This window comes from bacterium SCSIO 12827 (genome assembly GCA_024397995.1).
Classification (GTDB): domain Bacteria; phylum Pseudomonadota; class Alphaproteobacteria; order Rhodospirillales; family Casp-alpha2; genus UBA1479.
The window spans coordinates 192,397-219,164 of the sequence record CP073746.1 but is presented as its reverse complement, the minus strand read 5'-3'; the positions used below and the strand labels follow the sequence as shown (position 1 = coordinate 219,164).

The window sequence follows — 26,768 nt, the reverse complement described above, 5'->3', positions numbered from 1 at the left end:
GCGGCGGCTAATCATCGTGTTTGAACGGTAGAGGCAGGGGTCATCACCATGAAGGTCATCGTCCTAGGTGCCGGTGTCATCGGCGTCACCACAGCCTACTATCTGGCCAAGCAGGGGGCGGAGGTTTTGGTGCTCGACCGCCAGCCCGGCCCCGGGATGGAAACCAGTTTCGCCAATGCGGGCGAACTGTCCTACGGCATGACCTCGCCCTGGGCGGCGCCGGGGGTACCGCTGAAGGCCATCAAGTGGATCCTGATGAAATACCGGCCCCTGATCCTGCATCCGCTGATCAGTCCGACCATGTGGACCTGGTGCCTGCGTCTGCTGCAAAACTGCAACGCAAGCGACTACCGGATCAACAAAAGCCGCATGGTTCGCGTCTCCAACTATAGCCGCGACGCGCTGACCGATCTGATGGCCGACCTGCCGGACCTGCAATTCGATCAACGCGAGATGGGCACCCTGCAGCTGTTCCGCACGGACAAGCAGGTCAAGGCCTCCGCCGCCGATCAGGAGGTTCTGGCTGAATTCGGCTCGCCCTTCGAAATTCTTGATCGCGACGGCTGTATCGCCGCCGAACCGGGCCTGGCCCATGTCGCGGACAAGTTCGTCGGCGGCCTGCGCATGACCGCCGACCGCACCGGTGATTGCCGCATGTTCACCCTGGCGCTTGCGAAAGAAGCCGAAAAACTGGGCGTGACCTTCCGCTATGGGGTAACCATCGAAGGCCTTGCCCCGGACCGCATGCGGATCGCCGGCGTCGACACCACGACTGGTCGCGAGGTCGCCGACCGCTACGTCTGCGCCCTCGGCCCCTACGCGCCGATTGTCCTGAAATCCGTCGGCATCAAGGTGCCGATCTATCCGATCAAGGGTTATTCCATCACCCTGCCCGTCACCGATGCGGACGCCGCCCCCCGATCGACCATCATGGACGAAACCCATAAGGTCGCGATCACCCGCCTGGGCGACCGCATCCGGGTCGCTGGCCAGGCAGAGATCATCGGCTACAACAAAGACCTGGGGTCACACGCCACGGATACCGTGCGCCACGTCGTCACGGACCTGTTCCCCCGGGGCGGCAATGTCTCAAAGGCCGAGGGCTGGACAGGTCTGCGCCCCATGACGCCGGATGGCACGCCAATCATCGGGCCGACGGTCTATGACAACCTGTTCATCAATTCGGGCCATGGCACCCTGGGCTGGACCATGTCCTGCGGGTCGGGACGTTTGGCCGCCGATCTGGTGCTGAACCGGCCGCCGGAAATTTCCATGGACGGCCTGACCGTCGCCCGGTACGGGCAGTAACGCCGTCCCGAATTTCAAGGAAGGCCCGCCATGCGACGTTGTTTATGGGGACCGCCCTGATCGCGGGAATGCTGTCGTTACTGGCGCACACCGCCACGGCGCAGGACAAGGCCGCCAAGGTCATGGGCGACATGGACGCCGACGGCGACGGCCGGGGCCCGCATTACCTGGCCCTACGCCTGCACACCCGGCTAGGCAGCCTGGGACAACCTGTCCATTGGTCCATCTATCGGCTGGATAGGGAAAACACTATAGTTATTGAATGATAGAGAGTTCCACGGATCAGCTTTCAGGGAAGGCCGGGTTGCCCGGCGCCCGACAGGAAGGCGATATCGCGCAGTGCCGATCGCCCGTATGCCTGCGCCTGATCCACTACTGGCAGGGTCTGGCGGCGCGTAACAACGGACACCCCGAGTGGGCCCAGGTCCGCCTGATGGACCTTTACAAGATCGCCACCTTCCTGGCCGTCAAGGACGTGATTGATGGCGGCACGGATTTCCGCAACCGGTTCTGGGGCACCGGCCTGACTGACGCTCTTGGTTTCGAGGGGACCAACAAGCGGGTCAGCAGCTACGAGCCCGCGAGCATGCGTGACGCCGTCCATCAGCGTTACGTCCGCGTCACCCGAACGGGCGAACCGGAAATGGTCCGCGGTTATATCGCCACCATCCCGGGCCAGGAGCATGTCCCCTACGAAGTCGTCCACCTGCCCCTGTGGGGCGAAGGGGGCGGCGTGCGGCAGATCATCTCCGGCTATCAGTTCGGCTTTGTCGCCGAGGTGGATGAGGCCTAGACCGCCACGTTATCGATCAACCGCGCCTTGCCCAACCAGGCGGCGGCCAGGACCCGGGCGGGTCGCGATGCGTCCGGCACTTCGTCCAGGGTCACGGCATCGCGCACGGTGACGTAATCGACCTGCCAGAAACCGGCCCGTTCCAGTTGCCCCCGGGCCCATTCTTCCTGAGCCCGCGGATTCTCACCACGGCCGACCTGTTCGGCGACCTGGGCCAGGGTGCCGTGCAGCACCGGTGCGATGGCGCGTTCGGTCGGGGTCAGGTAGGCGTTGCGCGACGACAGAGCCAGACCGTCGGCCTCGCGCACGGTCTGAACCCCCGTCGCGGTGACCGGAATATCCAGATCGCGGATCAGCTTCTTGATGACCTGAAGCTGCTGGTAATCCTTTTCCCCAAAGAACGCCTCGTCGGGCAGGGCTTGCAGCAAAAGCTTGGTGACCACCGTGGCGACCCCGGTGAAGAAGCCGGGGCGATGTTCGCCCTCCAGCACATCACCCAGCCCGCCAACATGAACCTTGGTCGAATGGCCGCCGGGATAGACTTCGTCCACGCCGGGGGCGAACAGAAGATCCGCCCCCTCGGCGGCAACCAGGGCCGCGTCGCGGGCTTCATCGCGGGGATAAACGGAGAAATCTTCCTTGGGCCCGAACTGGGTCGGATTGACGAACAGGGTGACCACGGTCTTGTCGCAGCGGGCGACCGAATTCTTGACCAGCGACACATGGCCCGCGTGCAGCGCGCCCATGGTGGGCACCAGGCCGATGCGCTGTCCCGCCCCCCGCCAGTCCTGAACCCGGGCACGCAGGGAGGATATGGTGCGAACGGTGTCGAGCGGGAATGCCGCGCCCATGGCCCTACTTCTTTTCAACCCCGAAGCAATGTTCCAGCCCCGGGAAGGCGCCCGTGCGCACGTCCTTTGCGTATTCCTTGACCGCCAGTTCGATGGCGTCGCCCAGTTTGGCGTATTTGCGCACGAACTTCGGCGTGAAATCGGCGAACAGGCCCAACATATCCTCCGTCACCAGGATCTGCCCGTCACAGGCGGGCGAAGCACCGATGCCGATGGTCGGGATCGACACTTTTTCCGTCAGTTCCCGCGCCACGGGCTCGACCGTGCCCTCAACGACCATGGCGAAAGCACCGGCGGCGTCGATCGCCATGGCATCGGCGATGACCTTCTTGGCCCCCTCGTCGTCGCGGCCCTGAATTTTGAAGGCGCCCCGATGTTCCGCCTTTTGCGGCAACAGACCGACATGGCCCAGCACCGGCACGCCCGACGCGACGATGGCGGCCACCGTGTCGGCCATTTCGACGCCGCCTTCCAGCTTTACCGCCTGGGCTTCGGTCTCGTCGATCACGCGCTTGGCCGAAGCGACGGCCTGGGCCGTGGAATCCTCATACGTGCCCTGGGGCAGATCGACCACGACCAGGGCCTGTTTCGCCCCCCGTGTCACGGCGCGGCCGTGGGCGCACATGATCTCGATGGTTACCCCGCGCGTGGTTTCCAGGCCGTAGACGACCATGGCGAGGGAATCCCCGACCAGCAGGAAATCGCAATGCGGATCCAGGAACTTGGCCATGGGTTGGGTATAGGCCGTCAGCGACACGATGGGCGCCGCGCCTTTGGCCACTTTACGGGACTTGATATCTTCGACGGTGATGCGTGCCATGCCTGCCTCGGCAAGGTTGTTTGGGAAGGAGCGCGGGACTTTAACAGACCGGCGCAGCCGGTCAAATAGCGGCGATGGACCGCCCGGCGCCCGTGGGTTACATGTAGAACGTCATGCACCAATTTTCCCGCTTTTCCGCATTTTCCCTGATTTTCTTGCTGGCCGGCTGCGCCGCCGCTCCACCGCCGACGGCCCCCGACCCCACCCGGCCTTGGATCGGCCAGACCTACCGCAGTCATGCCGTTTCGGTCAGCCATCCGCTGGCCGCCCGCGCGGCGCTCGACATGCTCAACGAAGGCGGCGGCGCCGTGGACGCGGCCATCGCGGCGCAAATGGTGATGACCCTGGTCGAACCGCAGTCGTCGGGCATCGGCGGCGGCGGTTTTCTGGTCCGCTTCGACGGCAAGACGAATGCCATAGAAACCTACGATGGGCGGGAAACCGCCCCGGCGTCCGCCCGGGAAGACATGTTCCTCGACGCCCGGGGCGGCCCCATTCCCTACCGTGACGCCATCCTGGGCGGCCGCGCCGTGGGCGTGCCGGGCGCCATCCGCATGCTGGAAATGGCGCACCGGGATCATGGCCGCCTGCCCTGGGCGCGGCTGTTCCAGCCGGCGATCCGCTTGGCGCGGGAAGGCTTCCCGATTTCCGACCGGCTGGCGCGACAGATCACGGGCGATCGGCACCTGCGCAAGGTTCCCGCAACCAAGGCCTATTTCTTTGACGGCGACGCGCCCAAGCCCGCCGGCACGATCCTGAAGAATCCGGACCTGGCCGATACCCTGGAACGGATCGCGGAAAAGGGGGCCGATGCCTTCTATTCCGGGGATCTCGCCCGCGCCATCGCCGACGCCGTGACCAACGCGCCCATTCATCCCGCCGTGATGACCCTGGCCGACATATCGTCCTACCAAGCCAAGAAACGCCCCGCCGTCTGCGCCCCCTATCGCGGTTACAACGTCTGCGGCATGGGGCCGCCGTCGTCAGGCGGGCTCGCCGTGGCGCAGACCTTGGGCATGCTCGATCATTTTTCCCTCGCCGGAACAGGTCCCAACAGTCCCCGGGCGTTGCATCTGATCGCCGAGGCCGAACGCCTGGCCTTCGCCGACCGCGCCGGCTATGTCGGCGACAGCGATGCCGTGCCGGTGCCGATCAAGGGCATGGTCGATCCGGGTTATCTCGCCGAGCGGGCGACGCTGATCGATCCCCATAAGGCCATGGACGGTCTGATCGACCCGGGCCATCCGCCGGGGGCCGAGGCGGCTTACCGCGGGCCGGGCGATCCGCTCAAGGGCCTGTCGACGGCGCATATGAGCATCGTCGACCGGTTCGGAAATGCGATTTCCTTCACCACCACCGTGGAAAGCGCCTTCGGGTCGCGCCTGATGGTCCGGGGGTTTCTTCTCAACAACCAGCTGACGGATTTTTCCTTTCGTCCCGAATGGCGGGGCAAACCGGCACCCAACCGGGTCGCCCCCGGCAAACGGCCACGCTCCAGCATGTCGCCGACCATCGTGCTGGACAGGGACGGCCGGTTCAAAATGGCCGTGGGCTCGCCCGGCGGGTCGCGCATCATCGGCTATACGGCACGCGCCGTGTTGGGCGTGCTGGCCTGGAACCTGGACATGCAGGCGGCGGTGGACCTGCCCCATGTCATGAACCGGGGGGGGGCCACGGAGGTCGAGGAGGAACTGATCCCGGCCATCGCCGAATTGAAGGGCATGGGCCATCAAGTCGAGGTCGGGCGCATGATCAGCGGCCTGCAGGGGATTTTGCGCACACAGGGCGGCCTGACCGGCGGCGCCGACCGGCGGCGCGAGGGCATCGTTCTGGGCGACGCGGGGGACGAGAGCCGAGTGTCCTTCCCGGCACCGCAGGCTTATGCCTGCACCGACGGGTCACGACTGGCCCTGGCCTGGGCCGGTGACTTCGTGAAGATCACGGAGACGGATCAACCGGCCCGCATCCTGGCTCGCGTAATATCGGGATCGGGGGCGCGGTATTCGGACGGTGGGGCCGAAGCCTGGGAACACCAAGGCGAGGTGCGCGTGACCGCACCCGGTGTATCGCCCCGGACATGCCGTAAGACCCAGCCCTGAGCGTTATTTCACCGCGATGATGAACAGCCGGCGGAAATGGAACAGGGTCTTGCCGTCGGCGCGCTTGGGATAGGCCGCCTGCATCGCTTTCGAATAGGTCGCGAAGAATTCGGCGTTTTCATCCGGGTCGGTCAGCGCGTCCAACAGCGGCTTGAGGGCCGAGCCCTTGGTCCATTCGGCGACGGGATTGTCGCCTTCCATGACCTGGGTATAAACCGTTTCCCAGATGTCCAGGCTGCCCGCATGGGGCGCGATGTAATCGTAATAGGCATCCGGGTCGTGGACCGGAAATTCGCGCAGCACCGGCTCCAGCTTGGCCCGCCAGGGGCCATCCTCGACAACCTGGCGCATGCCCATGTGCGAGGGTGCCGCATGGTTATGGGGCATTTGCACGGCCAGCACCCCGCCCGGCGACAGTTGATTCATCAGGCGCGGGAACAGGGCCGCGTGGTTGTCGATCCATTGCAGGGCGGCGTTGGAATAGATCAGGTCCGCCGGGGCGTCCGGCGCCCAGGTCGCAGCATCGGCGTGCAGCCAGTCGCCGTCCGGATGTTCGGCCCGCGCCTTGGCCAGCATTTCTTGCGATGAATCGACGCCGACATGGCGCGCGTTCGGCCAGCGGCCTTTGAGAAACGGCGTCACATTGCCGGGCCCGCAGCCCAGGTCATAGACCACCGAGGGATCATCAAGGGCGATGCGGTTGATGAGGTCGAGGGCCGGGCGCATGCGGTGGCCCGCGAATTTCAGGTACTGACCGGGATTCCAGGTGGGCTGCTTGTTGGGCGCGGACATGTCGGCAAATCCTTTAAACGAATAACCAGATTGCGATGCCAGCCCCGGTCGGGACTTTAGACAGGCGCCGCGCCCGGCGCAACGGCGATCACGCCGGTTTCAGGCGCAGACGGAATGTCGTGCCCTCGGCCCCCGTGGCAGCCAGAGCGATCTCGCCACCATGGGCATGAATGACTTCCCGCGCGATGACCAGGCCCAGGCCCGTGCCGCCTTCCCGCGCCGAGCCGGCGAAGGGCTGGAACAGATGTTCGGTCGCCTGCGCGGGCATGCCGGGGCCGTCGTCGGTGATCTCGACGATCAGGGAGTCCGCGTCCTCGGCAGCGGTGATGCGTACGCTCGACGCCCCGGCCTCACGGGCGTTGCGTCCCAGGTTCTCGAACACTCGCAGCATCTGCGCCGCGTCGGCCATCAGGCAGAGGTTATCCGGCACCTCGTTGCGCCACTGGAACGGCTGCCCACCGCCGTCCGGATGTTCCTGGGTCAGGGTCTCACCCGCCATGTGCACGATTTCGGCCAGACGGTTCCGCTTTGCATTCAGGGTCGGCATGGTCGCCGACGCGTAATCCAAAGTCTGGCCGCACAGGTTCACGGCCCGGTCCATGGCGCGGAACATGCGCGGCACCAGGCGCTGCACATCCGGATCGTCACTGGCCGCCAAGCGGTCGCCGATCAGCATCGCCGTGGCCAGTGAATTGCGCAGGTCATGGTTCACCTTGGTCACCGCCGCGCCCAGCATGGCCAGACGATCCTTTTGCCGCAGGGCCAGGCGCAATTCGTGCTGCATGACCGCCAGTTCGCGCTGAGCGATGCCGATTTCGTCGGGCCGGTCGGACGGTTTGAAGATGCGGGTTTCGTCCTCGGGGGCCCGGCGAAACCTTTCCATGCCCGCCGTGATGCGGCGCATGGGGCGCACGAACATCAGCATCAGACTGATGTAGAGCAGCCCAGCCGTGAACAGGGAGATCGCCAGCGACAATTGGAAAATGCGATGTGAGAAGGCCAGCATCTCGTCCCGCATGGGGGCTTCATCGATATAGATTTCAACCTGCACGCCGGGCCGCTTGGGCGTTTCGCCGATGATGCGGAGGATGCGGTTTTCCGTCTGCGCCAAGGTCACGAAGGCGTCTTCGATCCAACCGGGAAATCCGCTCATCCGCAGGTCGTAGACCGCATCGACACGGGGCGGCATCTCGCCGCCGGCGATCAGGATGCGCTGGTCGTGCTGGCGCAGTGCGATGGCATAGGTGTCCGTGGTCTTCAAAAGCGTGCGGCCCAAATCATCGTCGGCGGCCTGCTCGGGCATGTTCTCGATGGCGAGCGTCGCCAGGTGCGCGCGCACGATGCGTTCCTCAAGATAATTCTTGCGGAAGCGCGCGACCGACGGCGTGTAGATGAACAACTCGGCCAGCATGACGAACACCACCGTCAGCACGAGAAGACGCGCGGACAGGCTTTGGTGGGCCTTGGGCAGGAGCGGGTTGAGATCGGACATATGTGAGGTTAAGCGGCCAGTCACCAAAGCTTCAAGAGGAAGCGGACAATGGCCCGGGTGCGGTCCGTAAATAGTTTGGGCGTGAAATAGCTGCCAGCGGCGCGTTTCGAGACCTCGCCCAGGGTCGGATAAGGCAGGATGATGGTCGCCAGGTCGCCCACCTTCATGCCCTTGGCCAGGGCCAGCACCCAAAGCTGAATGTGTTCCCCCGCTTGGTGTCCGGCGATGCCGCAGCCGAGAATTTTTCCCTTGGGCGTGATGATGACCTTGATCAGCCCCTCGGTCTCGCGTTCCGCCTGGGCGCGGTCGTTCTCGTGAAAGGGCCAGCGCAGGACGTTGAATTCGATGCCCGCGTCGCGCGCCTTCTTTTCCGTCAATCCGACCTGGGCCAGTTCCGGCGAGGTATAAGTCACCCAAGGCACGGTCGAATGATCGGCCTTGGCCGGAATGCGGAACAGGGCGTTCTTGATGACCACGCCGGCGTGATAGCCGGCGACATGGGTGAACTGCAGTCCGCCCGCGACATCGCCGATGGCGAAGACCTTCTTGTTGGTGCTGCGCAGGCGGGCATCGACCTTGATGCCCTTGGGCGTGTGGTCGATCCCGGCCTTTTCCAGATCCAGGCCCGCGACACTGGCCCGCCGCCCGGCGGCGACCAGCAGGTGGCTGCCTTCGATGCGCCGGGTTTCGCCGCCGTCTTCGATGGTCACGGCGACGCCCCTATCCGTCTTTTCAACGCCCGCGATCTTGATCCCTTCGCGGATGTCGATGCCGCCGGCGACCAGGCCGCGGCGCACAACGTCGACCAGTTCGGAATCGTCGTTGGCCATGATGGAAAACATTTCCAGCAGCGTGACCTTGCAGCCCAACTGGGCATGGGCCTGGGCCATTTCGACGCCGATCGGCCCGCCGCCGATAACGATCAGGTGGTCGGGCAGGTTGTCGCGGTCGAACACGCTTTCGTTGGTCAGGAAGTCGACCCCGTCCAGGCCCGGAATGGGGGGTACGGCAGCCGACGAGCCCGTGGCGACGACGAAGCGTTTGGCGCGGATTTCCGTGGCCCCCGCCTGCACCCGGTCCGGGCCGGTGAAGCGTCCGTGTTCGCGGATCACGGTCACGCCCAGGCCTTCGAAGCGTTCCTGGGAATCCATCGGCCGGATCGCGTCGATCACGCCCTCGACATGGCCGTAGACGGCCTTGCCGTCGACCCCGTCCAGGGTCGCCTTGACACCGAACCGCCCCGCCTGACGGACGTTCTCGGCCGCATGGCCGGCGGCCAACAGGGCTTTGGACGGCACGCAGCCGTAATTCAGGCAGTCACCGCCCATTTCGCCCTTCTCGATCAGCACGACGCGGGCCCCCATCTGTGACGCCCCGGCGGCGACGGACAGGCCGCCCGACCCGGCGCCGATGATGCAGATGTCCGTGTCGATGCGGGTTGGCTGCGGGTTGTTCACGACGCACCTCCGCGGCGTTCCTTGATCCGGCGCAGGAATACCGGGATCAGGGCCAGCACGGCCAGGCCCAGCAGCGGGCCCATGATGTGCGGTTCGAACACGATGGTCAGATCCGGCGTACCGCCCTGGTCAAGCACGGCGCCGAGGCCGCTGCCGACGCTTGCGAACACGAAGGTCGCCGGCGCGATGCCGAGGATCGTCGCGACCACAAAGGCCACGGCCCCGACATTGAGGAAGGCCGGCACCAGATTGACCAGCCAGAACGGAAACACCGGCACCAGACGCAGGAACATCAGGTAGGAAAAGGCATTCTTGCGGAAGCCTTCCTCCATGCGCCGCACGAAGGGGCCGGCCTTCTTGTATAATAGGTCGCCGATGGCATAGCGCGCGGCCAAGAATACGATCAACGAGCCCAAGGTCGCCGCGACCACGACGATCGCCGCCCCGGCCGCCGTGCCGAACACGAAACCGGCCAGCAGGGTCATCCAGATGGCGCCCGGGATCGACAGCGCGACCACCACCGTATAGGCAGCACCGAACAACAGCGCCGTCAGCGCCTGATGGGCGGCGTAATAGTCGAGCACCGCCGTGCGGTGGGTCTTGAGGGCGTCAAGCGACACATAGGTGTGCAGGTCGAAGACGAAGAACAGCACCGTTGCAAGGACCAGGACCAGGATGGGAATCAACCGTTTCACGGAAAACCGCCCGGATTTAGGGCTGTCGGCCGTGTCGGCGGCGGTCTGTCCGTCGTGATCGAGCGCCTTGCGCATGTCTGTAACCTTGTTCATGAATGGGGGCCGCGAACGCCGACGGCATCTCGGTTTCTATCCTCCGGGTACCAAAAGGCACAAGCGAATGCGCCTCACGCCAGGGTCAATTGACCGTGAACGCCAAGTGAGCCCCCCGGAAATCCGGGCTTTTTGCGCGATTACGGACAAACCACCCAGGCCCGTTGACTTCATGGAACCAAGGCCTTAAAAAGCGCACTCATTTTTCTAAGGAGACGTCGCGTGAAACGCACCTATCAGCCGAGCAGGCTTATTCGCAAGCGCCGCCACGGTTTCCGTAGCCGTATGGCGACCCCGGGCGGCCGGCGTGTGCTGGCGGCGCGGCGTGCCAAAGGCCGCAAGCGCCTGTCCGCTTAACAGCGCCTGTTCCCGCAAGCCGGTCGGAGGCGAGCCGCCATGTCACCCACGGTGCCGAGGCTGAAACGCCGTGCCGACTTTCTCAAGGTGGCGCGGAAAGGACATAAGTGGGCAGCACCCGGATTGGTGCTGCAGGCCTTCGACCGCACCGCATTCGGCAACGGAGACACGGACACCGCCGGACCGGATTTCCGGGCCGGGTTCACCGTGACCCGCAAGGTCGGTAATGCCGTCGTGCGCAATCGCGCGCGCCGGCGTCTGAAGGCCGCCGCCGAACAGGTCTTGCCCGATTGCGCCAAAGCGGGGCATGACTATGTCCTGATCGGGCGTCAGGGCACCCTGGACCGGGCCTTTCCGGCGCTGATCGGCGACCTGCGCACGGCCCTGGAACGGGTCGGCACGCGCAAGAACGGAGGCGGAAACGGCCGCAACGGCCGGGATCGCCGGGGGAAAGCGGAGATTTGAGATGACGGCGCCGACGATTGCCGCCCTTCCGGCCCGCCTCGCCCGCGCCCTGATCCGGGGCTATCAGCTTTTCCTGTCGCCTCTGGCACCGGCATCCTGCCGCTTTTACCCGACTTGTTCCGAATACGCGCGGGACGCCTTCGCGGCCCACGGTTTCGTTCGCGGGTTGGGCCTTTCCGTTCGGCGCGTCTTGCGTTGTAATCCCTGGAACCGGGGCGGCGTCGATCCGGTGCCGTCCGCTGGCTGTCCAGGCCACGGCGATGGGCATCATGCCCACGCCGATCACCCCAATTCTCTTCCCCAACCGCACGGGTCCTAAAACGAATGATCGAAAACAAAAACCTGATCCTGGCCGTGGTCCTTTCGGTGGCCGTTCTGTTGGGCTTCGAACTGTATTTCAAGAACACCACCCCGCCGCCGCAGGTCGCCGAGACCGCCGCGACCGCGCAGCCGGGCCAAGCCCCCGCGCCGGCCGCGGGCCAAGCCCCCGCCGTCCCGGGCGACGGCTTGGCCGTCCCGCCGCAGGCCCCGGGCGTCGGGAAGGCGCCCGAGATGTCGCCCCAGGCGAGCCGCGCTCAGGTTCTGGCCGCCACGCCCCGCGTCGCCATCGAGACCCCGCGCCTGAAGGGCTCGATCACGCTCAAGGGCGGGCGCATCGACGACCTGATCCTGGCCGACTTTTTCGAAACCCTGGACAAGAACAGCAAGCCGATCACCCTGTTGAATCCGCGCGGCGTCAACAACGCCTACTTCGCGGAGTTCGGTTGGACCGCGGCCGCCACCAAGAACGGCGGAAAGACCGCCAAGGTGCCCGATGCGGATACGGTATGGACGGCATCCTCCCGCACCCTGACCCCGGATACCCCGGTCACCCTGACCTGGGATAACGGCCAAGGCCTGGTGTTCTCGCGCACCTACGAGATCGACCGGAATTTCATGTTCAAGATCACCCAGGCCGTGGCCAACAACGGCACGGTGGCGGTCGAACTGTTTCCCTATGGCCTGGTGTCGCGCCAGGGCACGCCGGAAACCTCGGGCTTCTACATCCTGCACGAAGGTTTGCTGGGCGTGAACAACGGTGAACTGACGGAAGTCGATTACGACGACCTTCAGGAAAAGGGACTGGAAAGCAGCACCGGCACGGGCGGCTGGATCGGCATCACCGACAAATACTGGCTGACGGCCCTGCTCCCCAACAAGGACGCCGCGGTCACCAAGCGCTACATCTACCGCAAGGCCGGCGTGGTCGATACCTATCAGGTCGACTTCCTCGGAGCCGGCGTGACGATCGCGCCCGGCGCCACCAATAGCGCGGAAAACCGGCTGTTCGCTGGCGCCAAGCAGGTCAGAATTCTCGACGGTTACGAGGAAAGCCTCGGCATCGAGCGTTTCGACCTGGCCATCGACTGGGGCTGGTTCTACTTCCTGACGCGGCCGATCTTCTACGGCCTGCTGTGGCTGGAAGTGCACGTCGGCAACCTGGGCCTCGCCATTCTGCTGCTGACCGTGGGCATCAAGCTCGCCTTCTTCCCCCTTGCCAACAAGTCCTACGAGAGCATGAGCAAGATGAAGGAGTTGCAGCCGGAGATGGTCAAGCTGCGCGAGCGTTACGGCGACGACAAGATGAAGCTGAACGAGGAAATGATGGCGCTGTACAAGCGCGAGGGCACCAACCCCGCGTCTGGCTGCCTGCCGATCTTGTTGCAGATTCCCGTGTTCTTCGCGCTCTACAAGGTGCTGTTCGTGACCATCGAAATGCGCCACGCCCCGTTCTACGGCTGGATTCAGGATCTGTCGGCGCCCGATCCCACGAACCTCTTCACCCTGTTCGGCGCCATCGCCTGGAACCCGCCCGACATTCTGCACCTTGGCGTGTGGCCGCTGCTGATGGGCATTTCCATGTACCTGCAGCAGAAGCTGAACCCGCAGCCGACGGACCCGACCCAGGCCAAGATCATGATGTTCCTGCCCGTGGTGTTCACCTTCCTGCTGGCCAGTTTCCCGGCCGGCCTGGTGATCTACTGGACCTGGAACAACCTGCTGTCCATCGCCCAGCAATGGGTCATCATGCGCAAGATGGGCGTCAAGGCCTGATCCCCGCACGTTAAGGAGCACCGATCCATGACAGAGCCGGGAGACATTACGCCCGGCGTGGATTCCGGGGCCGAGGCCGACGCGATCCTGTTGGAAAACGGGCGGCTTCTGTTCGCCAAGGAAGCGACGTTTCTTCTGGGCGCGGCCAGCCTGGCCCAGGTGCCGGACAGCCCGTTGCCGGAAATCGCCTTCGCCGGGCGATCCAACGTCGGCAAGTCGTCGCTGATCAACGCCCTGACCGGACGCAAGGATTTGGCGCGCACATCAAACACGCCGGGCCGCACGCAGCAGATCAACTTCTTCGATCTCGGCAAGCGCCTGATGCTGGCCGACCTGCCGGGCTACGGCTATGCCAAGGCGCCCAAGGGCGAGGTCAAGAACTGGACCAAGCTGGTCAATTCATATCTCAAGGGCCGCCAGGAACTGCGCCGGACCTGCGTGCTGATCGACGCGCGCCACGGGCTGAAGGCGACCGACCGCGACGTCATGGCCATGCTCGATGCCGCCGCCCAGGTCTATCAGATCATCCTGACCAAGTGCGACAAGGTGAAGACCGACGACCTGGACAAGCTGGTCGCGCAGACGGAAAAGGAATTGGCCAAGCATACGGCCGCCCATCCGGTGATCATGCGGACAAGCTCTTTCAAAAGCCGCGGCATCGAAGAACTGCGCGCCGAACTGGCGGCGCTGGCATTGCCCGCCGATGCGGTCTAAACCGTTACGGACGCTTCAAATACTCCGGATAATGCATTAGGTTCGCGCCCCATGACTGACGACAAGAAACGCTCCATCGCCGATAAATGGCTGAACCAGGCCAACGTGCTGTCCGAAGCACTGCCCTACATGCGCCGATATTCAGGCCAGACCGTGGTCATCAAGTACGGCGGCCATGCCATGGGCGACGAGGAAATGGCCAACGTGTTCGCCCGCGACGTGGTCCTGCTGCGCCAATGCGGCAGCAACCCGGTCGTCGTCCACGGCGGCGGGCCGCAGATCGGCGCCATGCTGGAGCGCCTCGCCATCGAAAGCAAGTTCGTGGACGGTCTGCGCGTGACCGACGAGGACACGGTGAAGGTCGTCGAAATGGTCCTGGCCGGGTCCATCAACAAGGAAATCGTCACCCGCATCAACGCCGCCGGCGGCATGGCCGTGGGCCTGTGCGGCAAGGACGGCAACCTGATCATGGCCGACAAGCTGCGGCGCACGAAGAAAGACCCGGAATCGAATATAGAGCGAATCTTGGACCTCGGCCTGGTCGGCGAGCCCCGGGAAATCAATCCTCACGTGCTGGAAGCCTTCGAGGAATCGGACATCACCCCGGTCATCGCCCCGATCGGCGTCGGCCCCAAGGGCGAGACCCTGAACATCAACGCCGACACGGCGGCGGGCGCCATCGCGGGCGCCACCCATGCCAAGCGCCTGATCATGCTGACCGACGTGTCCGGCGTGCTCGACGGCAACGGCACTCTGATTCCCGAACTGAAGGTGTCCGATGCGCGCAAGGCGATTGCCGACGGGACCATTTCCGGCGGCATGATCCCCAAGGTCGAAACCTGCATCGACGCGGTCCTGGCCGGAGTCGGCGGCGCCGTCATCTCCGACGGCCGGGTGGCACACGCGGTCCTGGTCGAACTGTTCACGGAACACGGCGCCGGCACGATCATCCTGCCGGACTAGGGCCCTCCAACGTTCTACTCGCTGACCGCCGGTTCCACATTCTCCTGAATCCACCGCGCCAAACCGGTGACCTTGGCGTCGTCACCGGGCCGGCCCATCAGCTGCATCCCGACAGGCATGCCGCCGACAGCCATCATCGGGATGGTCACGACGGGGGCGAACAGCATGGACGACGGGTAATTGAAGATCGCATCCCCCGTGGGGCGGCGGACGTCATCCGCATCGGCCGCGGATGCATCCCACAGCGGCGCCGGCCCCGGACAGGACAGCGTGATCGCGCAATCGGCCAGCGACGTCGCATGTTGATGCGCCGCCTGGGCCGCCGCCCGGCGGTCAAGCAGGGCCTCGTAATCCGACGGCGCCATGGCCTCGGCCTTTTCCAACCCCTTGCGCAGGCGATGGCTGATCTTGTCGCCGTGTTCGTCCACCATGTTGCGCCAGCCCCAGCGGTTTTCCCACAAAGTCATGTTTGTGGCGATTTCCTCGGCATCCAGAATGACCTTTTCAAAGGCCTCGACGCCGGCATCGCCGCGCCGGTCGACCAATTCGACACCCGACGCCTTGAGCCGGCCGAGAATTTCCGCGAAAGCCGCCTTCGTGGCCGCATCGACCCGCGCCCAACCGGCGGTTTCCAGCACCATCAGGCGCGTCGGCTTGGCTGCTGCGGGGGGTGTATCCGGCCCCTTCAACGCCCGGTAATCGCGGTCGCCGCCCGCCCGTTTGGCGATTTCGATGGCGACCTGCCACATGTCCTCGAGACAGCCGGCATGGGGGCCATGGGTCGACATGCTGGTCGACATGCGCTCACCCCGGTTGAGGGCTCCCTGGCTGGGCTTCAGGGCCACGTTGCCGCAAAAGGCCGCCGGACGGATGATCGAACCGCCGACCTGCGTGCCGATGGCCGCCGGCACCATGCGGGCCGCGACTGCCGCCGCCGAGCCCGAGGACGAGCCCCCCGGCGTGCGCGCCGGATCGAAAGGATTGGTCGTCGGCCCCGGATGGGTGCCGCCCAGTTCCGCCGTCACCGTCTTGGCAAAAACCACGGCACCGGCCTTGCGCAGGGCCCAGACGGCCGCGTTGTCGCGTTTGGGAAAGGCGCCCGTGAACGCCGCCGACCCCATCTGCGTCGGCATGTCCTTGGTTTCCAGAAGGTCCTTGATGGCGATGGGAAGGCCGTCGATGGGCGACAGAGGCGCCCCCGCCTGCCAGCGCGCCGTGGCGGCATCGGCCGCGGCACGGGCACCGTCCTTGTTGATGGCGGGAAAAGCCTTCACCACGGGCTCCCGCGCATCGACGGTTTCCAGGCAGCGTTCCAGATAAGCCCGGGGGCTGTCCGATCCGTCGGCGAAGGCCTTTGTGTGGTCGTGCCACGTCAAGGCGCGAAAGGTGCGCGGGTCGTAGGGGGTTTTCAGATGTCCGTCCATGGGGTCCTCCCGATCGTTGTTGTGATTGTCCAGGCCCCCCTGAAAAATCTTTTGTTGCGTCACGCCATGTCGCGCAGGAATTCCAGCTGCCAGGACATTTCCGCTTCACTGAGGCCGTAGGCGGCCTTTGACGACGGGCGGATGATCTCGACCGGGGCGACGTTGCCGAGCCCCTGTTGCAGATCGACCGCCAGCTTGGGCGAACAGCCGGCCTCCCACACCAAAGACACGATGCCCTTGGCCGAATTGGTGGCGAAGGCCTTGACCACCGCCGCCATTTTGGTGTCGGACAGCACGGCCAGCGCCGCCATGGCCATGTTGCGGTCCTTGCGCCCGATGGCGTCGTAGATCACGCCTTCGGTCAGCTGGCCCTTCTTGTTCATGTCGCGGGCCAGCTCCAGGGCCTCGTCACGGGTCAGGCGGTCGGGTTCCGGCTCCAGCGCGCCGTTGCCGTTTGCGCCGCCCCCGGCACCGCCGTCCTCTCCCGCCGCGCCCGGCGGCGGCCCGTCCCCGGCGGCCAGCCGCGCCATGACCACGGCGCGCACCTGTTCGGCCAGTTCCGGCGAGATGTCCTTGCGCGCCAGCAGGGTATCCAACAGGCTGTCGGCGACATATTCGGCCAAGCGCTTGGCCGCCTTGTCGGACAGGCCCGGCCGGGCGACCAGGGGTTCATGCAGTTCAGGATGGTCTTCCGCGCGGTCGGCGATCTTGCCCATCGTACCTTCGGAAATATGCGCGCCCGGGTTTTTCAGCAGTTCCGCCGTCGCCTCCACGTCACCGGTCTCGACAATGGCGTCGGACACGGCCTCGGAGACCTCCCGGCGACGGGCCACGGCCTTAAGCCGCGCCGTGTTGGCGCCCTCGGCGATGATGGTCGCCAGATCCTTGTCGGTCAGCACGGGCGAGAATTCGATCACCGGGTTGGCGACCATGGCGTCGGTGTCGCGGGCCAGCTGGCGGATCACCGCCGGCGGGGCCGAGGTCATTTCCTTCAGCGTGTCGGCCAGCAGGTGGCGCACGCGGAGCGCCTGGTCGCGCGACATATCCTCCAGCGTATCCGTCGCCCAACGCCGGACCTTGGTCTTCTGCTTGTCCGTCAGCTCCGGCATCATCTGGGAAATTTTTTGACCCAGGGTGGCACGGACTTCGACGTCCTCGTCCTTGGCCAGCAGGCTGTCGGCCTGCATGGGCGTGGCCCTATTGGCGGCCAGCGCCTTGCGCACGTCCGGGTCGCCGTCCTTTGCCATGTAATAGAGAATTTCCGGCTTGGTGGTCATGGAGGCGGCCAGGCGCCGGCGCTCTTCCAGCTTGCCGTTCTTGGCCAGGTCCGCTTCCTTGCCGTATTGGGTGGTCACTTAGGCTGTCTCCTCCTCGGGCCCGCTTCGCGCGGCCGGGGGAATATTACCCGACCGGCGCGGATAGCCAAGCGGCCTGCGTCACACCCCGTCCGTGAAAAGACCATTGCGCGACGGGGCCGCCGATATCCTATAAAGGGCCATGACCGAAGACCAAACCCCGACCGTCCCGCCGGCGGCGTCAAAACCGCCCCTCGACAGCATGGCCACCGCCGACTGCTGGGTGTTCGACCTGGACAACACGCTCTATCCCGCGTCCTGCCGCCTGTTCGATCAGGTCGACTGGAACATCACGCGCTATGTGGCCGGGCTGTTCGATCTGCCGCTGGAACAGGCGCGGGCCCTGCAGAAAACCTATTTCCGCGAACACGGAACGACCATGCGGGGCCTGATGACCCTGCACGGCGTCGATCCCGTGGCCTTCATGAACGCCGTGCACGATATCGACCTCGATCCGGTCGACCCGTCGCCGCGCCTGGACGCGGCGCTGGAAAAGCTTCCGGGCCGCAAGATCATCTTCACCAACGGCGACGTGCCCCATGCGGAGCGGGTCATGGACAAATTGGGCGTGCGCCATCATTTCGAGGCCGTGTTCGACATCGTCGCCTCCGATTACGAGCCCAAACCGGCCCCCCATGTCTACGTCAAGATGGCGGAAGCCCACGGCATCGACCCGACCCGCGCGGTGATGGTCGAGGACATGGCCCGCAACCTGGCCCCCGCCTTCGCCCTGGGCATGACCACCGTCTGGGTCCGCCCGGAAGGCACCACGGGCGTGACCTGGGCCAACGACGGCGCCGACGGCGGCCATATCCATCATGTGGTGGATGATCTGGTCGGCTGGCTGGAAAGCGTCGCCGCCGGGGCATAGACGGCCCGCCCGCCTTGACTTGTTTCGGGCCCTGTTTCATCTTCCGGGGCCATTTTTGACCAATTCACCCAAAGAAACCGGGATTTCGCCATGACCACAGACCTGCAAGCCGCCATCGACGCCGCCTGGGACGGCCGCGACGCCATCACGCCCGCGACCACGGGAGAAACCCGCGACGCCATCGAGGCGACGCTGGACCTGCTGGACAAGGGGCAAGCCCGCGTCGCGGAAAAGACCGGCGGCGACTGGGTCGTGCATCAGTGGCTGAAGAAGGCCGTGCTGCTGTCGTTCCGCCTGAACGACATGGCGCCGATTTCCGGCGGCCCGGGCGGGTCGACCTGGTGGGACAAGGTGCCGTCCAAGTTCGAGGGCATGTCCGCCGACGATTTCAAAACCGCCGGCTTCCGCGCCGTGCCGAACTGCATCGTGCGGCGCTCGGCCTATATCGCGCCGGGCGTGGTGCTGATGCCCAGCTTCGTGAACCTGGGTGCTTATGTGGACGAAGGCACCATGGTCGATACCTGGGCCACGGTCGGGTCCTGCGCCCAGATCGGCAAGCATTGCCACATTTCCGGCGGGGCCGGGATCGGCGGCGTGCTGGAACCGCTGCAGGCCGGCCCGGTGATCATCGAGGATAATTGCTTCGTCGGCGCGCGCTCCGAGGTGGTCGAGGGCGTCGTCGTCGGCGAGGGCTCAGTCATTTCCATGGGCGTGTTCATCGGCCAGTCGACCAAGATCGTCGAACGGGAAACGGGTAAGGTGCACTACGGCCGCGTGCCGCCCTATTCGGTGGTGGTGCCGGGCTCGCTGCCGGGCAAGGAAGGTCAGCCGTCGCTGTATTGCGCGGTGATCCTCAAGACCGTGGACGAAAAGACCCGGTCCAAGACCTCCATCAACGAGCTGCTGCGCGACTAAGACCGCCATGACCACCCCCGCCATGACCGACGTTATCGAATTGTCCGAAGCCCTGATCCGCTGCCCCTCCGTCACGCCGACGGAGGGCGGGGCGCTCGACCTGTTGCAGGCGCGGCTGGAAGCCCTGGGCTTCACCTGCCATCGCCTGCCCTTCACCCAGGACGGCACGCCGGACGTGGACAATCTGTATGCGCGGCTCGGCACCGATGGCCCCAATTTCTGTTTCGCGGGCCATACGGACGTTGTCCCGCCGGGCGATGCGGCGGGCTGGGCGTCGGACCCGTTCCAGCCGGAAATCCGCGACGGGCGGCTGTACGGCCGGGGGGCGGCGGACATGAAGTGCGCGATCGCCGCCATGGTCGCGGGCACGGACGCGTTTCTGAAATCGAACGGATACCCGAAAGGCTCCATCAGTTTCCTGATTACCGGCGACGAGGAAGGCCCCGCGATCAACGGCACGCCAAAGATGCTGGGCTGGCTGACGGACCAGGGCGAAAAGATCGACGCCTGCCTGGTCGGCGAGCCGACCAACGTGACCACCCTGGGCGACATGGTGAAGATCGGCCGGCGCGGATCGCTCAACTGCACGATCACCGTGACCGGAACGCAAGGGCATGTCGCCTATCCGCATCTCGCCGACAATCCGGTGCCCAAGCTGTTGAAGATGCTGTCGGCGCTGAACGACGATCCCCTGGATCACGGCAACGAGCATTTTCCGGCGACCAATCTGGAGATCACGACCGTCGACGTGGACAACACGACGACCAACCTGATCCCGGCCGAGGCGACCGCCCGCATCAACATCCGCTTCAACGACATGCATTCGGGTGCCAGCCTGAGCAAGCTGATCGAGGAGCGCTGCGCCGCCGTCATGGCGGGCGAAACGCAAGGGTCTTACGAGCTGGACATTTCCGTGTCCGGGGAATCGTTCCTGACCCCGCCGGGATTGTTGAGCGACGTGGTCGCGGGGGCCGTGAAGGCCGGCACCGGTCTGGATCCGGAGCTGAGCACCACCGGCGGCACGTCGGACGCGCGGTTCATCAAGGACCATTGCCCGGTCGTCGAATTCGGCCTGACCAACGAAACGGCGCATAAGATGAACGAAAACGCCCTGGTCACGGAAATCCGCGATCTGGCACGCATCTATGAAGAGGTTCTGAAGCGGTATTTCGCCCAATAGGGCGGCGGCGTCAGCCGATCCCAAAGAACGCGGCGACCGCCCCCATGCCCAACAGGGCCAGCAGGGTCGGCGAGGTCATCAGCCCGATCACCGACAGCACCAGCCCGGCGAAGCCCCAGGCCCCCTGCCCGGCGATCAGGGCCGCCACGGAAAAGGCCAAGCCCATGGGCACGAATACGATGCCCCAGGCGAAAATGGCGAACACCCCGCAGATCACCGCGAGATAGCCGATCACCGGCTGATCCTTCAGCGCAGGGTCCTGGGTCGCCAGATCGGCGGATTGCGCACCCTCGGCATCGTCTTCAGACGCCTTCAGGGACAGGGGAATTTGCTTGTCCATTTCTTGAATATACGCCGATTGGCCGCCCCGCACCATGGCCGGGGCGATTTTCCCGGCCGGCCGTCAGTATCCCACGTCGGTCAGATAAAGGCCGTCCGGCGGGGCCGTAGGCCCACCGGCGGCGCGGTCGCGGGCATCCAGGGCGGCCTTGATGTCACGGGCGGTCCACCGTCCCTCGCCGACCCATTTCAGGCTGCCGACCATGTTGCGCACCTGATGATGCAGGAACGAGCGGGCATGGGCGCGAAAGTGGATTTCCTCGCCCGCCCGGGTAACGTCGAGAACGTCCAGTGTCTTCACCGGTGAATTGGCCTGGCAATGGGTGGCGCGAAAGCTGGTGAAATCGTGGTGGCCGATCAGAACCCGGGCGGCCGTCGCCATGGCGTCGACATCCAGCGGCACCGGCACCCACCACACCATCCCCTGATCCAGGGCCGGTGGCGAGCGGCGATTGAGCACGCGATAGAGATAGCTTCGGGAAACGGCGGAAAATCGGGCGTGGAAGTCCTCATCCACGGCCTCGGCCGTGAGGATGCTGACCGCATGGGCTTTGAGATGGAAGTTCAGCGCGTTGCGCACCGTATCGGCGGGCCAGTCCTTTTGCAGATCGACATGGGCGATTTGCCCCAGGGCGTGGACGCCCGCGTCCGTGCGCCCGGCGGCGAATACCTGGGCCCGTTCGCCGGTGAAGGCATGAACGGCGTCCTCCACGGCTTCCTGCACGCCCAGGCCGTTGTCCTGGCGTTGCCAGCCGACGAAACCGCGCCCATCGTACTCAAGTTTTAGTCGATACCGCGCCATGATCTCTACCCTGCCTTGCCGAACCGGCAAGGGGCTATTGGCTCCACCGGATTAAATGATGCTATAAAAGTTGTTTAAAATAGGTATTTTAACGGACAATAGAAGTCAAAGGCCGACCGGCCAAACCTGGGCAGGCATCCATGACCAACGCAGCGAAAGATCAAGACGTTCCCGATCCCGCCGAACCGACGGGCGTTCCCTCGGTGCAGCGTGACGAGGACCGTGACGCGCTACACATCCTGCCGTTGTCCATCCTGCCGTTTCAGACCCCTTCCTTGCACCGCGCGCGGTTGATCAAGAACGCGCGCCTCAACAGCGTGGTCGAACTGTTCCAGGGGCAGGGTATCGGTTCCGGCCAGATGGATGTTGAGGAACTGGCCAAGGATTACGGCTGGTCCGGCAAGGGCCGCAAGCGCCACCCGGATCTGGTGATGCTGCGCAAGCTCGCCCCCTTGCCCAGCTACGACGTGTATTCGCTGCGCATGCTTTTCCGTCAGGAAGGGATCGAAGTCAACGCGATCGAGGATTTGAAGCTGTCGGACAGCAAGGTCACCGAACTGACGTCCTACATGACCCAATTCACGCGACCGCTGATCCAGGAAATCTACGGCAAGGACGATCTGAACATTCAGACCTTCGACGACATGGTCAAACTGTTCGAAAGCCCGGACGTGGAAATGGTGCGCAAGAAGCTGGACCAGATGGCGCAGAAGCTGCGCATCAAGGTACGTGACGTGCCCAAGTTTCTGGAGGACTACGGCGACGTGTTCCTGTCGCTGTCTTATTTCCGCCAGTGCCTGGATGCGCTGGAGCCGATCATCGACGAGTTCATGAACTCCATGGACGAAATCCGTGACAACTTCCAGCTTAAGACCAACGTCAACATGATGAACACCTGCGACCAGATCGAAGGTGCGATTAACGAATTGATGGCCGCGATCTCGGGCCGTTTCGAAACGTTCGACCGGTATACCAACGGCATGTGGGACGATTTGACCGCCGACCGCTTCAAGACGGTCAAGAAGTTCGTCGAGGAATACCACACCACGATCGGCGGCTGCCTTTGTGCGCTGACGGTGAAGATGAACGCCTTCGCCGTGCGCTTCCCGTCACCGGCCGTGGGCGGGCCCATCAAACGCGGCGAATTCATCATGTCCGAAATGAAGCAGGGGATCGAGAAGGTGCGCGAAATTCAAGCGAACGCACCCAAGATCGAAACCGTCGAATGGGCCAAGTAGACGACTGGTGAGGATCAGGCATTGAGCCAGGATAAAAATTTTACCTTCGGTGATCTCAATCTCGAGCAGGACATCGACGACGAAGACCGGGATTCGCTGCATACTCTTCCCTTGATCATGATGCCGATCAAGACGGCCCCCCTGCGCCGCGCCAGGCTGATCAAGAACGCGCGCTTCGAAAGCATGGTGGAAATTTTCTCGGACAAGGACACCGGCTCGGGCCAGGTCGATATCGACGGCCTGCCGGCGGAATTCGGCTGGGCCGACGGCTTTCGCAATCCGGACATGATCCTGATGAAGAAGTTGGGCGACCTGCCCAGCTACGACGTCTATTCACTGCGCATCTCGCTCCGCGACCTGGGCATTGAGGTCAACAATGTCGAATACCTCAAGCTGTCTGAAAGCAAGACGGCCGAATTGAATGAATACATGCGTGAATTCACGGGCCCCCTGATCTCACAGATCTACGGCGGGGATGATCTCGACGTGAAAAGTTTCCAGGACGTGGTCAAGCTGTTCCGTTCGCCGGACAAGAAAAAGGCGCTCGAGAAGCTGCGGTTGATGGCGCAGAAACTGAACATCAAGATCGAAGACCTGCCCAAATTCCTCGAGGACTATGCCGACATCTTCATGTCGCTCAGCTACTACAAGCAGATTCTGGACGATATCGAGCCGACGCTTACCGAATTCCTCGATACCATGGACCTGCTGCGGGAAAACTTCGCCATGAAGAACAACCCGTCGCTGATGCAGACCATGGACATGATGACGACCACCATCAACGAACTGATGGCCGCCATCACCGGCCGGTTCGAAAACTTCGACCGCGGCACCAAGCACATGTGGGACAACATTTCGGCCGAGCGCTTCCGCCGGGTCGAAGCCGTGATCCGCGGCTATCACACCACCATCGGCGGGGTGCTTTGCGCGTTGTCGGTAAAGATGGATGCCTGGTCCAACCTGTTCCCGAACATGGAGGTCGGCGGCCCCGGCCGACGCGCCGATTTCATCATGACGGAAATGAAGCAGGGCATGGACCGCATCCAAACGATTGAGGATTCGGCGCCCATGCTGGCGGCGCTGGAATAGAAGGCGGACAGCGCAACGACGAAAGGATGCGGGTATGCCAGATCTTACCGACCCTCTGATCCTCGCCCGCATTCAGTTCGCCTTTACCGTCTCCGCGCATATCGTCTTTCCTGCCTTCTCCATCGGGCTGGCCAGTTTCCTCGCCGTGCTGGAGGGACTGTGGCTGTGGACCCGCGACGACAGCTACCTCAAGGTCTTCAAGTACTGGAAGGTGATCTTTGCCGTAACCTTCGGCATGGGCGTCGTGTCGGGCATCGTCATGAGCTACCAGTTCGGCACCAACTGGAGCGTATTTTCCGATAAGACCGGCCCGGTTCTGGGCCCCCTGATGGGCTACGAGGTGATGTCGGCGTTCTTTCTTGAAGCCGGGTTCCTCGGCGTCATGCTGTTCGGCATGGAACGGGTGGGCCGCCGGTTGCATTTCTTCGCAACCCTGATGGTCGCCGTCGGCACCCTGTTTTCCGCATTCTGGATTCTGTCCGTGAACTCCTGGATGCAGACGCCCCAGGGATACGCGATCAACGACGTCGGCCAGTTCATTCCCGCCGACTGGTGGGCGGTGGTGTTCAACCCGTCCTTCCCTTACCGCCTGGTCCACATGGTATTGGCCGCCTATCTGACCACGGCCTTCGTGGTCGGCGGCGTCGGCGCCTGGCATCTGCTGCGCAACGCCCAAGACCGGGGGGCCAGGATCATGTTCTCCATGGCCATGTGGATGGCCCTGATCGTCGCCCCCCTGCAGGTCGTCGCGGGCGACTTCCACGGCCTCAACACCCTGGAACATCAGCCGGCCAAGATCGCCGCCATGGAAGGCCATTACGAAACCCGCCGGGGCGCCCCCCTGATCCTGTTCGGTCTGCCCGACGACGATGCCGAGGAAACGCGCTTCGCGGTCGAGATTCCGAAACTCGGCTCTTTGATCCTGACCCACGATTGGGACGGCGAGATCAAGGGCCTGAAGGACTGGCCCAAAGAGGACCGCCCGCCCGCCGCAATCATTTTCTGGAGTTTCCGGATCATGGTCGCCATCGGCATGGCGATGGCCGCCATCGGGTTGTGGAGCGGGCTGATGCGCCTGCGCGGCCGGTTGTACGGCGCGCGTCTGCTGCAATGGTGCGCCGTGGCCATGGCGCCATCGGGCTTCGTTGCCGTCGTCGCCGGATGGATCACCACCGAGGTCGGCCGCCAGCCCTGGACCGTCTACGGCCTGCTGCGCACGACAGAATCCGTTTCACCCATCGGTGCGGCGGCGGTGGGGGCGTCGCTGGTTGCCTTCATCGTCGTCTATTTCGCCGTGTTCGGGGCCGGCGTGTTCTACATCCTGCGCCTGATGTCGAAGACGCCCGACGCCGGCATCGACGAGGACATCGGCCCGACCCGCGCCGCCGGCATCACGCCCGCCGCCGCCGTACGCGCGGCCCGCGACCTGCTGCGCAAGGCGAAGACACAGGGACAGGGGGACTAGGGCCATGGAACTCGACCTTGCCTTCATCTGGGCCGGGCTGATCGCCTTCGCGATCCTGGCCTATGTCGTGCTCGACGGCTTCGATCTGGGCGTCGGCATCCTGTTCCCCTTCCTGCGCACGGAACAGGACCGTGATACGGCGATGAATTCGGTGGCCCCGGTGTGGGACGGCAACGAAACCTGGCTGGTGCTGGGCGGGGGCGGGTTGTTCGCCGTGTTCCCGCTGGCCTATGCGACGATCCTGCCGGCCCTGTATGCGCCCCTGACCGCCATGCTGATCGGCCTGATTTTCCGCGGCGTATCCTTTGAATTCCGATGGCGCACGACCCGCGGCAAGTTCCTGTGGGATTGGGGCTTCACCGGCGGCTCGCTGCTCGCGACCTTCGCCCAGGGGGTGACCCTGGGCGCGCTGATCCAGGGCATCCACGTCGTCGACCGCGCCTATGCCGGCGGCTGGTGGGACTGGCTGACGCCGTTCAGCGTCGTCACCGGGCTGGCCCTGGTGGCGGGCTATATGCTGCTCGGCGCGACCTGGTTGGTCATGAAGACCGAAGGCGACCTGCGCGCCAACGCCCGCGACATCGCCGAACGGGCCACCATCGTCACCCTGCTGCTGATCGGCGGCGTCAGCCTGGCGACGCCCTATCTCAACCCGGTCTATCTCGAACGCTGGTTCACCGGCCCCACGGCGGCGTTCAGCCTGATCGTGCCCTCGCTTGTCGTGGTCTGCGTCTGGCAGATTTTCCGCGGCCTTTCCGACGGCAAGGACGCCCAGCCGTTCCTGGCCGCTCTCGGCCTGTTCGTGCTGTGTTATATCGGCATCGGCATCAGTTTCTATCCCTACATGGTGCCGCCCGGCATCACCATCTGGGACGCGGCGGCGCCCGATGAAAGCCTTGGCTTCCTGCTGGTGGGGGCGGCTGTGCTGCTGCCCGTGATCCTGGGCTATACGGCCTATGCCTATTGGGTGTTCCGCGGCAAGGTCGACCCGTCGGAGGGATATCACTGAAACCGACCGTCCGGCGTCTTTTGTGGTTCGCTGCCCTTTGGCTCGCCGGCGTTGCAACCGTGGGGATGATCGCCTACGTCATTAAGCT

Annotated in this window: 25 protein-coding genes and 2 pseudogenes; 17 read left to right on the top strand and 10 right to left on the bottom strand. The window is 64.5% G+C overall.

Annotated features, from left to right (window positions below; all coding sequences use genetic code 11):
• The first annotated feature begins 48 nt into the window (after positions 1 to 48).
• From KFF05_01080 to KFF05_01070, 3 genes are read left to right on the top strand one after another with little or no spacing between them, the layout of a single operon-like run.
• Positions 49 to 1,308 carry a D-amino acid dehydrogenase gene (locus KFF05_01080; GenBank protein UTW52020.1) on the top strand — a complete coding sequence of 420 codons (1,260 nt, stop codon included), beginning with the start codon at positions 49 to 51 and terminating at the stop codon, positions 1,306 to 1,308.
• Positions 1,309 to 1,352: 44 nt separating this feature from the next.
• On the top strand, positions 1,353 to 1,574 hold the full coding sequence (locus KFF05_01075) for a hypothetical protein (GenBank protein UTW52019.1): 222 nt from the start codon (positions 1,353 to 1,355) through the stop codon (positions 1,572 to 1,574).
• Between the two features lie 38 nt (positions 1,575 to 1,612).
• Positions 1,613 to 2,101, top strand: coding sequence for a hypothetical protein (locus KFF05_01070; GenBank protein UTW52018.1), 489 nt, complete (start codon positions 1,613 to 1,615; stop codon positions 2,099 to 2,101).
• Here KFF05_01070 and panC read toward each other — a convergent pair.
• Both panC and panB read right to left on the bottom strand, forming a co-directional pair.
• Positions 2,098 to 2,952, bottom strand: coding sequence for a pantoate--beta-alanine ligase (gene panC / locus KFF05_01065; protein UTW52017.1), 855 nt, complete (start codon positions 2,950 to 2,952; stop codon positions 2,098 to 2,100). The genes KFF05_01070 and panC overlap by 4 nt on opposite strands.
• A gap of 4 nt (positions 2,953 to 2,956) precedes the next feature.
• Positions 2,957 to 3,772, bottom strand: coding sequence for a 3-methyl-2-oxobutanoate hydroxymethyltransferase (gene panB, locus KFF05_01060; protein UTW52016.1), 816 nt, complete (start codon positions 3,770 to 3,772; stop codon positions 2,957 to 2,959).
• A 101-nt stretch (positions 3,773 to 3,873) separates the two neighbouring features.
• On the opposite strand from panB, the pseudogene ggt reads away from it, so the two are divergent.
• Positions 3,874 to 5,610, top strand: a pseudogene (gene ggt, locus KFF05_01055) (gamma-glutamyltransferase).
• Between the two features lie 264 nt (positions 5,611 to 5,874).
• Here the strand turns inward: ggt and KFF05_01050 are convergent.
• From KFF05_01050 to KFF05_01035, 4 genes and pseudogenes are all read right to left on the bottom strand, one after another.
• A complete protein-coding gene (locus KFF05_01050; protein UTW52015.1) occupies positions 5,875 to 6,663 on the bottom strand; it encodes a methyltransferase domain-containing protein in 789 nt (262 codons plus the stop codon).
• Between the two features lie 88 nt (positions 6,664 to 6,751).
• Positions 6,752 to 8,155, bottom strand: a complete 1,404-nt coding sequence (locus KFF05_01045; protein UTW52014.1) for a HAMP domain-containing histidine kinase — start codon at positions 8,153 to 8,155, stop codon at positions 6,752 to 6,754.
• Positions 8,156 to 8,175: 20 nt separating this feature from the next.
• Positions 8,176 to 9,582, bottom strand: a pseudogene (locus KFF05_01040) (FAD-dependent oxidoreductase).
• A 26-nt stretch (positions 9,583 to 9,608) separates the two neighbouring features.
• Positions 9,609 to 10,382 (bottom strand): TVP38/TMEM64 family protein, encoded by a 774-nt coding sequence (locus KFF05_01035; protein ID UTW53523.1) that lies wholly within the window; start codon positions 10,380 to 10,382, stop codon positions 9,609 to 9,611.
• Between the two features lie 240 nt (positions 10,383 to 10,622).
• Between KFF05_01035 and rpmH the strand changes: the two genes are divergently transcribed.
• From rpmH to argB, 6 genes are read left to right on the top strand one after another with little or no spacing between them, the layout of a single operon-like run.
• The gene (gene rpmH, locus KFF05_01030; GenBank protein UTW52013.1) at positions 10,623 to 10,757 is read left to right on the top strand and encodes a 50S ribosomal protein L34; all 135 of its coding nucleotides are present in this window, start codon (positions 10,623 to 10,625) and stop codon (positions 10,755 to 10,757) included.
• A 39-nt stretch (positions 10,758 to 10,796) separates the two neighbouring features.
• The gene (rnpA, locus tag KFF05_01025; protein UTW52012.1) at positions 10,797 to 11,222 is read left to right on the top strand and encodes a ribonuclease P protein component; all 426 of its coding nucleotides are present in this window, start codon (positions 10,797 to 10,799) and stop codon (positions 11,220 to 11,222) included.
• Between the two features lies 1 nt (position 11,223).
• Positions 11,224 to 11,541, top strand: a complete 318-nt coding sequence (gene yidD / locus KFF05_01020; protein ID UTW52011.1) for a membrane protein insertion efficiency factor YidD — start codon at positions 11,224 to 11,226, stop codon at positions 11,539 to 11,541.
• Between the two features lie 5 nt (positions 11,542 to 11,546).
• Positions 11,547 to 13,316 (top strand): membrane protein insertase YidC, encoded by a 1,770-nt coding sequence (gene yidC, locus KFF05_01015; protein UTW52010.1) that lies wholly within the window; start codon positions 11,547 to 11,549, stop codon positions 13,314 to 13,316.
• A 27-nt stretch (positions 13,317 to 13,343) separates the two neighbouring features.
• Positions 13,344 to 14,030, top strand: a complete 687-nt coding sequence (locus KFF05_01010; protein UTW52009.1) for a YihA family ribosome biogenesis GTP-binding protein — start codon at positions 13,344 to 13,346, stop codon at positions 14,028 to 14,030.
• Positions 14,031 to 14,081: 51 nt separating this feature from the next.
• Positions 14,082 to 14,993: an acetylglutamate kinase gene (argB, locus tag KFF05_01005; protein ID UTW52008.1), complete on the top strand. Its 912-nt coding sequence runs from the start codon at positions 14,082 to 14,084 to the stop codon at positions 14,991 to 14,993.
• Between the two features lie 14 nt (positions 14,994 to 15,007).
• On the opposite strand, the gene KFF05_01000 is transcribed toward argB, so the two are convergent.
• Together KFF05_01000 and KFF05_00995 are read right to left on the bottom strand one after the other, a co-directional pair.
• Entirely contained in the window at positions 15,008 to 16,417 is a 1,410-nt protein-coding gene (locus KFF05_01000) for an amidase (protein UTW52007.1), read from the bottom strand.
• Between the two features lie 59 nt (positions 16,418 to 16,476).
• Complete coding sequence (locus KFF05_00995; protein ID UTW52006.1) at positions 16,477 to 17,772, bottom strand: DUF2336 domain-containing protein; 1,296 nt, start codon at positions 17,770 to 17,772, stop codon at positions 16,477 to 16,479.
• 142 nt (positions 17,773 to 17,914) lie between these two features.
• Here KFF05_00995 and KFF05_00990 point away from each other — a divergent pair, with 142 nt between their 5' ends.
• The 3 genes from KFF05_00990 to dapE all read left to right on the top strand — a co-directional run bounded on the left by KFF05_00990 (position 17,915) and on the right by dapE (position 20,738).
• Positions 17,915 to 18,643, top strand: a complete 729-nt coding sequence (locus tag KFF05_00990; protein ID UTW52005.1) for a pyrimidine 5'-nucleotidase — start codon at positions 17,915 to 17,917, stop codon at positions 18,641 to 18,643.
• A gap of 90 nt (positions 18,644 to 18,733) precedes the next feature.
• On the top strand, positions 18,734 to 19,558 hold the full coding sequence (gene dapD / locus KFF05_00985) for a 2,3,4,5-tetrahydropyridine-2,6-dicarboxylate N-succinyltransferase (GenBank protein UTW52004.1): 825 nt from the start codon (positions 18,734 to 18,736) through the stop codon (positions 19,556 to 19,558).
• 22 nt (positions 19,559 to 19,580) lie between these two features.
• Positions 19,581 to 20,738, top strand: a complete 1,158-nt coding sequence (dapE, locus tag KFF05_00980) for a succinyl-diaminopimelate desuccinylase (protein UTW53522.1) — start codon at positions 19,581 to 19,583, stop codon at positions 20,736 to 20,738.
• A gap of 10 nt (positions 20,739 to 20,748) precedes the next feature.
• On the opposite strand, the gene KFF05_00975 is transcribed toward dapE, so the two are convergent.
• Together KFF05_00975 and truA are read right to left on the bottom strand one after the other, a co-directional pair.
• Positions 20,749 to 21,078: a hypothetical protein gene (locus KFF05_00975; protein ID UTW52003.1), complete on the bottom strand. Its 330-nt coding sequence runs from the start codon at positions 21,076 to 21,078 to the stop codon at positions 20,749 to 20,751.
• A gap of 63 nt (positions 21,079 to 21,141) precedes the next feature.
• The gene (truA, locus tag KFF05_00970) at positions 21,142 to 21,879 is read right to left on the bottom strand and encodes a tRNA pseudouridine(38-40) synthase TruA (GenBank protein UTW52002.1); all 738 of its coding nucleotides are present in this window, start codon (positions 21,877 to 21,879) and stop codon (positions 21,142 to 21,144) included.
• Positions 21,880 to 22,082: 203 nt separating this feature from the next.
• On the opposite strand from truA, the gene KFF05_00965 reads away from it, so the two are divergent.
• The 4 genes from KFF05_00965 to cydB all read left to right on the top strand — a co-directional run bounded on the left by KFF05_00965 (position 22,083) and on the right by cydB (position 26,680).
• Complete coding sequence (locus KFF05_00965; GenBank protein UTW53521.1) at positions 22,083 to 23,117, top strand: hypothetical protein; 1,035 nt, start codon at positions 22,083 to 22,085, stop codon at positions 23,115 to 23,117.
• A 72-nt stretch (positions 23,118 to 23,189) separates the two neighbouring features.
• A complete protein-coding gene (locus tag KFF05_00960) occupies positions 23,190 to 24,206 on the top strand; it encodes a hypothetical protein (protein UTW53520.1) in 1,017 nt (338 codons plus the stop codon).
• Between the two features lie 34 nt (positions 24,207 to 24,240).
• Positions 24,241 to 25,671 carry a cytochrome ubiquinol oxidase subunit I gene (locus KFF05_00955; protein UTW52001.1) on the top strand — a complete coding sequence of 477 codons (1,431 nt, stop codon included), beginning with the start codon at positions 24,241 to 24,243 and terminating at the stop codon, positions 25,669 to 25,671.
• A gap of 4 nt (positions 25,672 to 25,675) precedes the next feature.
• On the top strand, positions 25,676 to 26,680 hold the full coding sequence (cydB, locus tag KFF05_00950; GenBank protein UTW52000.1) for a cytochrome d ubiquinol oxidase subunit II: 1,005 nt from the start codon (positions 25,676 to 25,678) through the stop codon (positions 26,678 to 26,680).
• Positions 26,681 to 26,768: the final 88 nt, after the last annotated feature.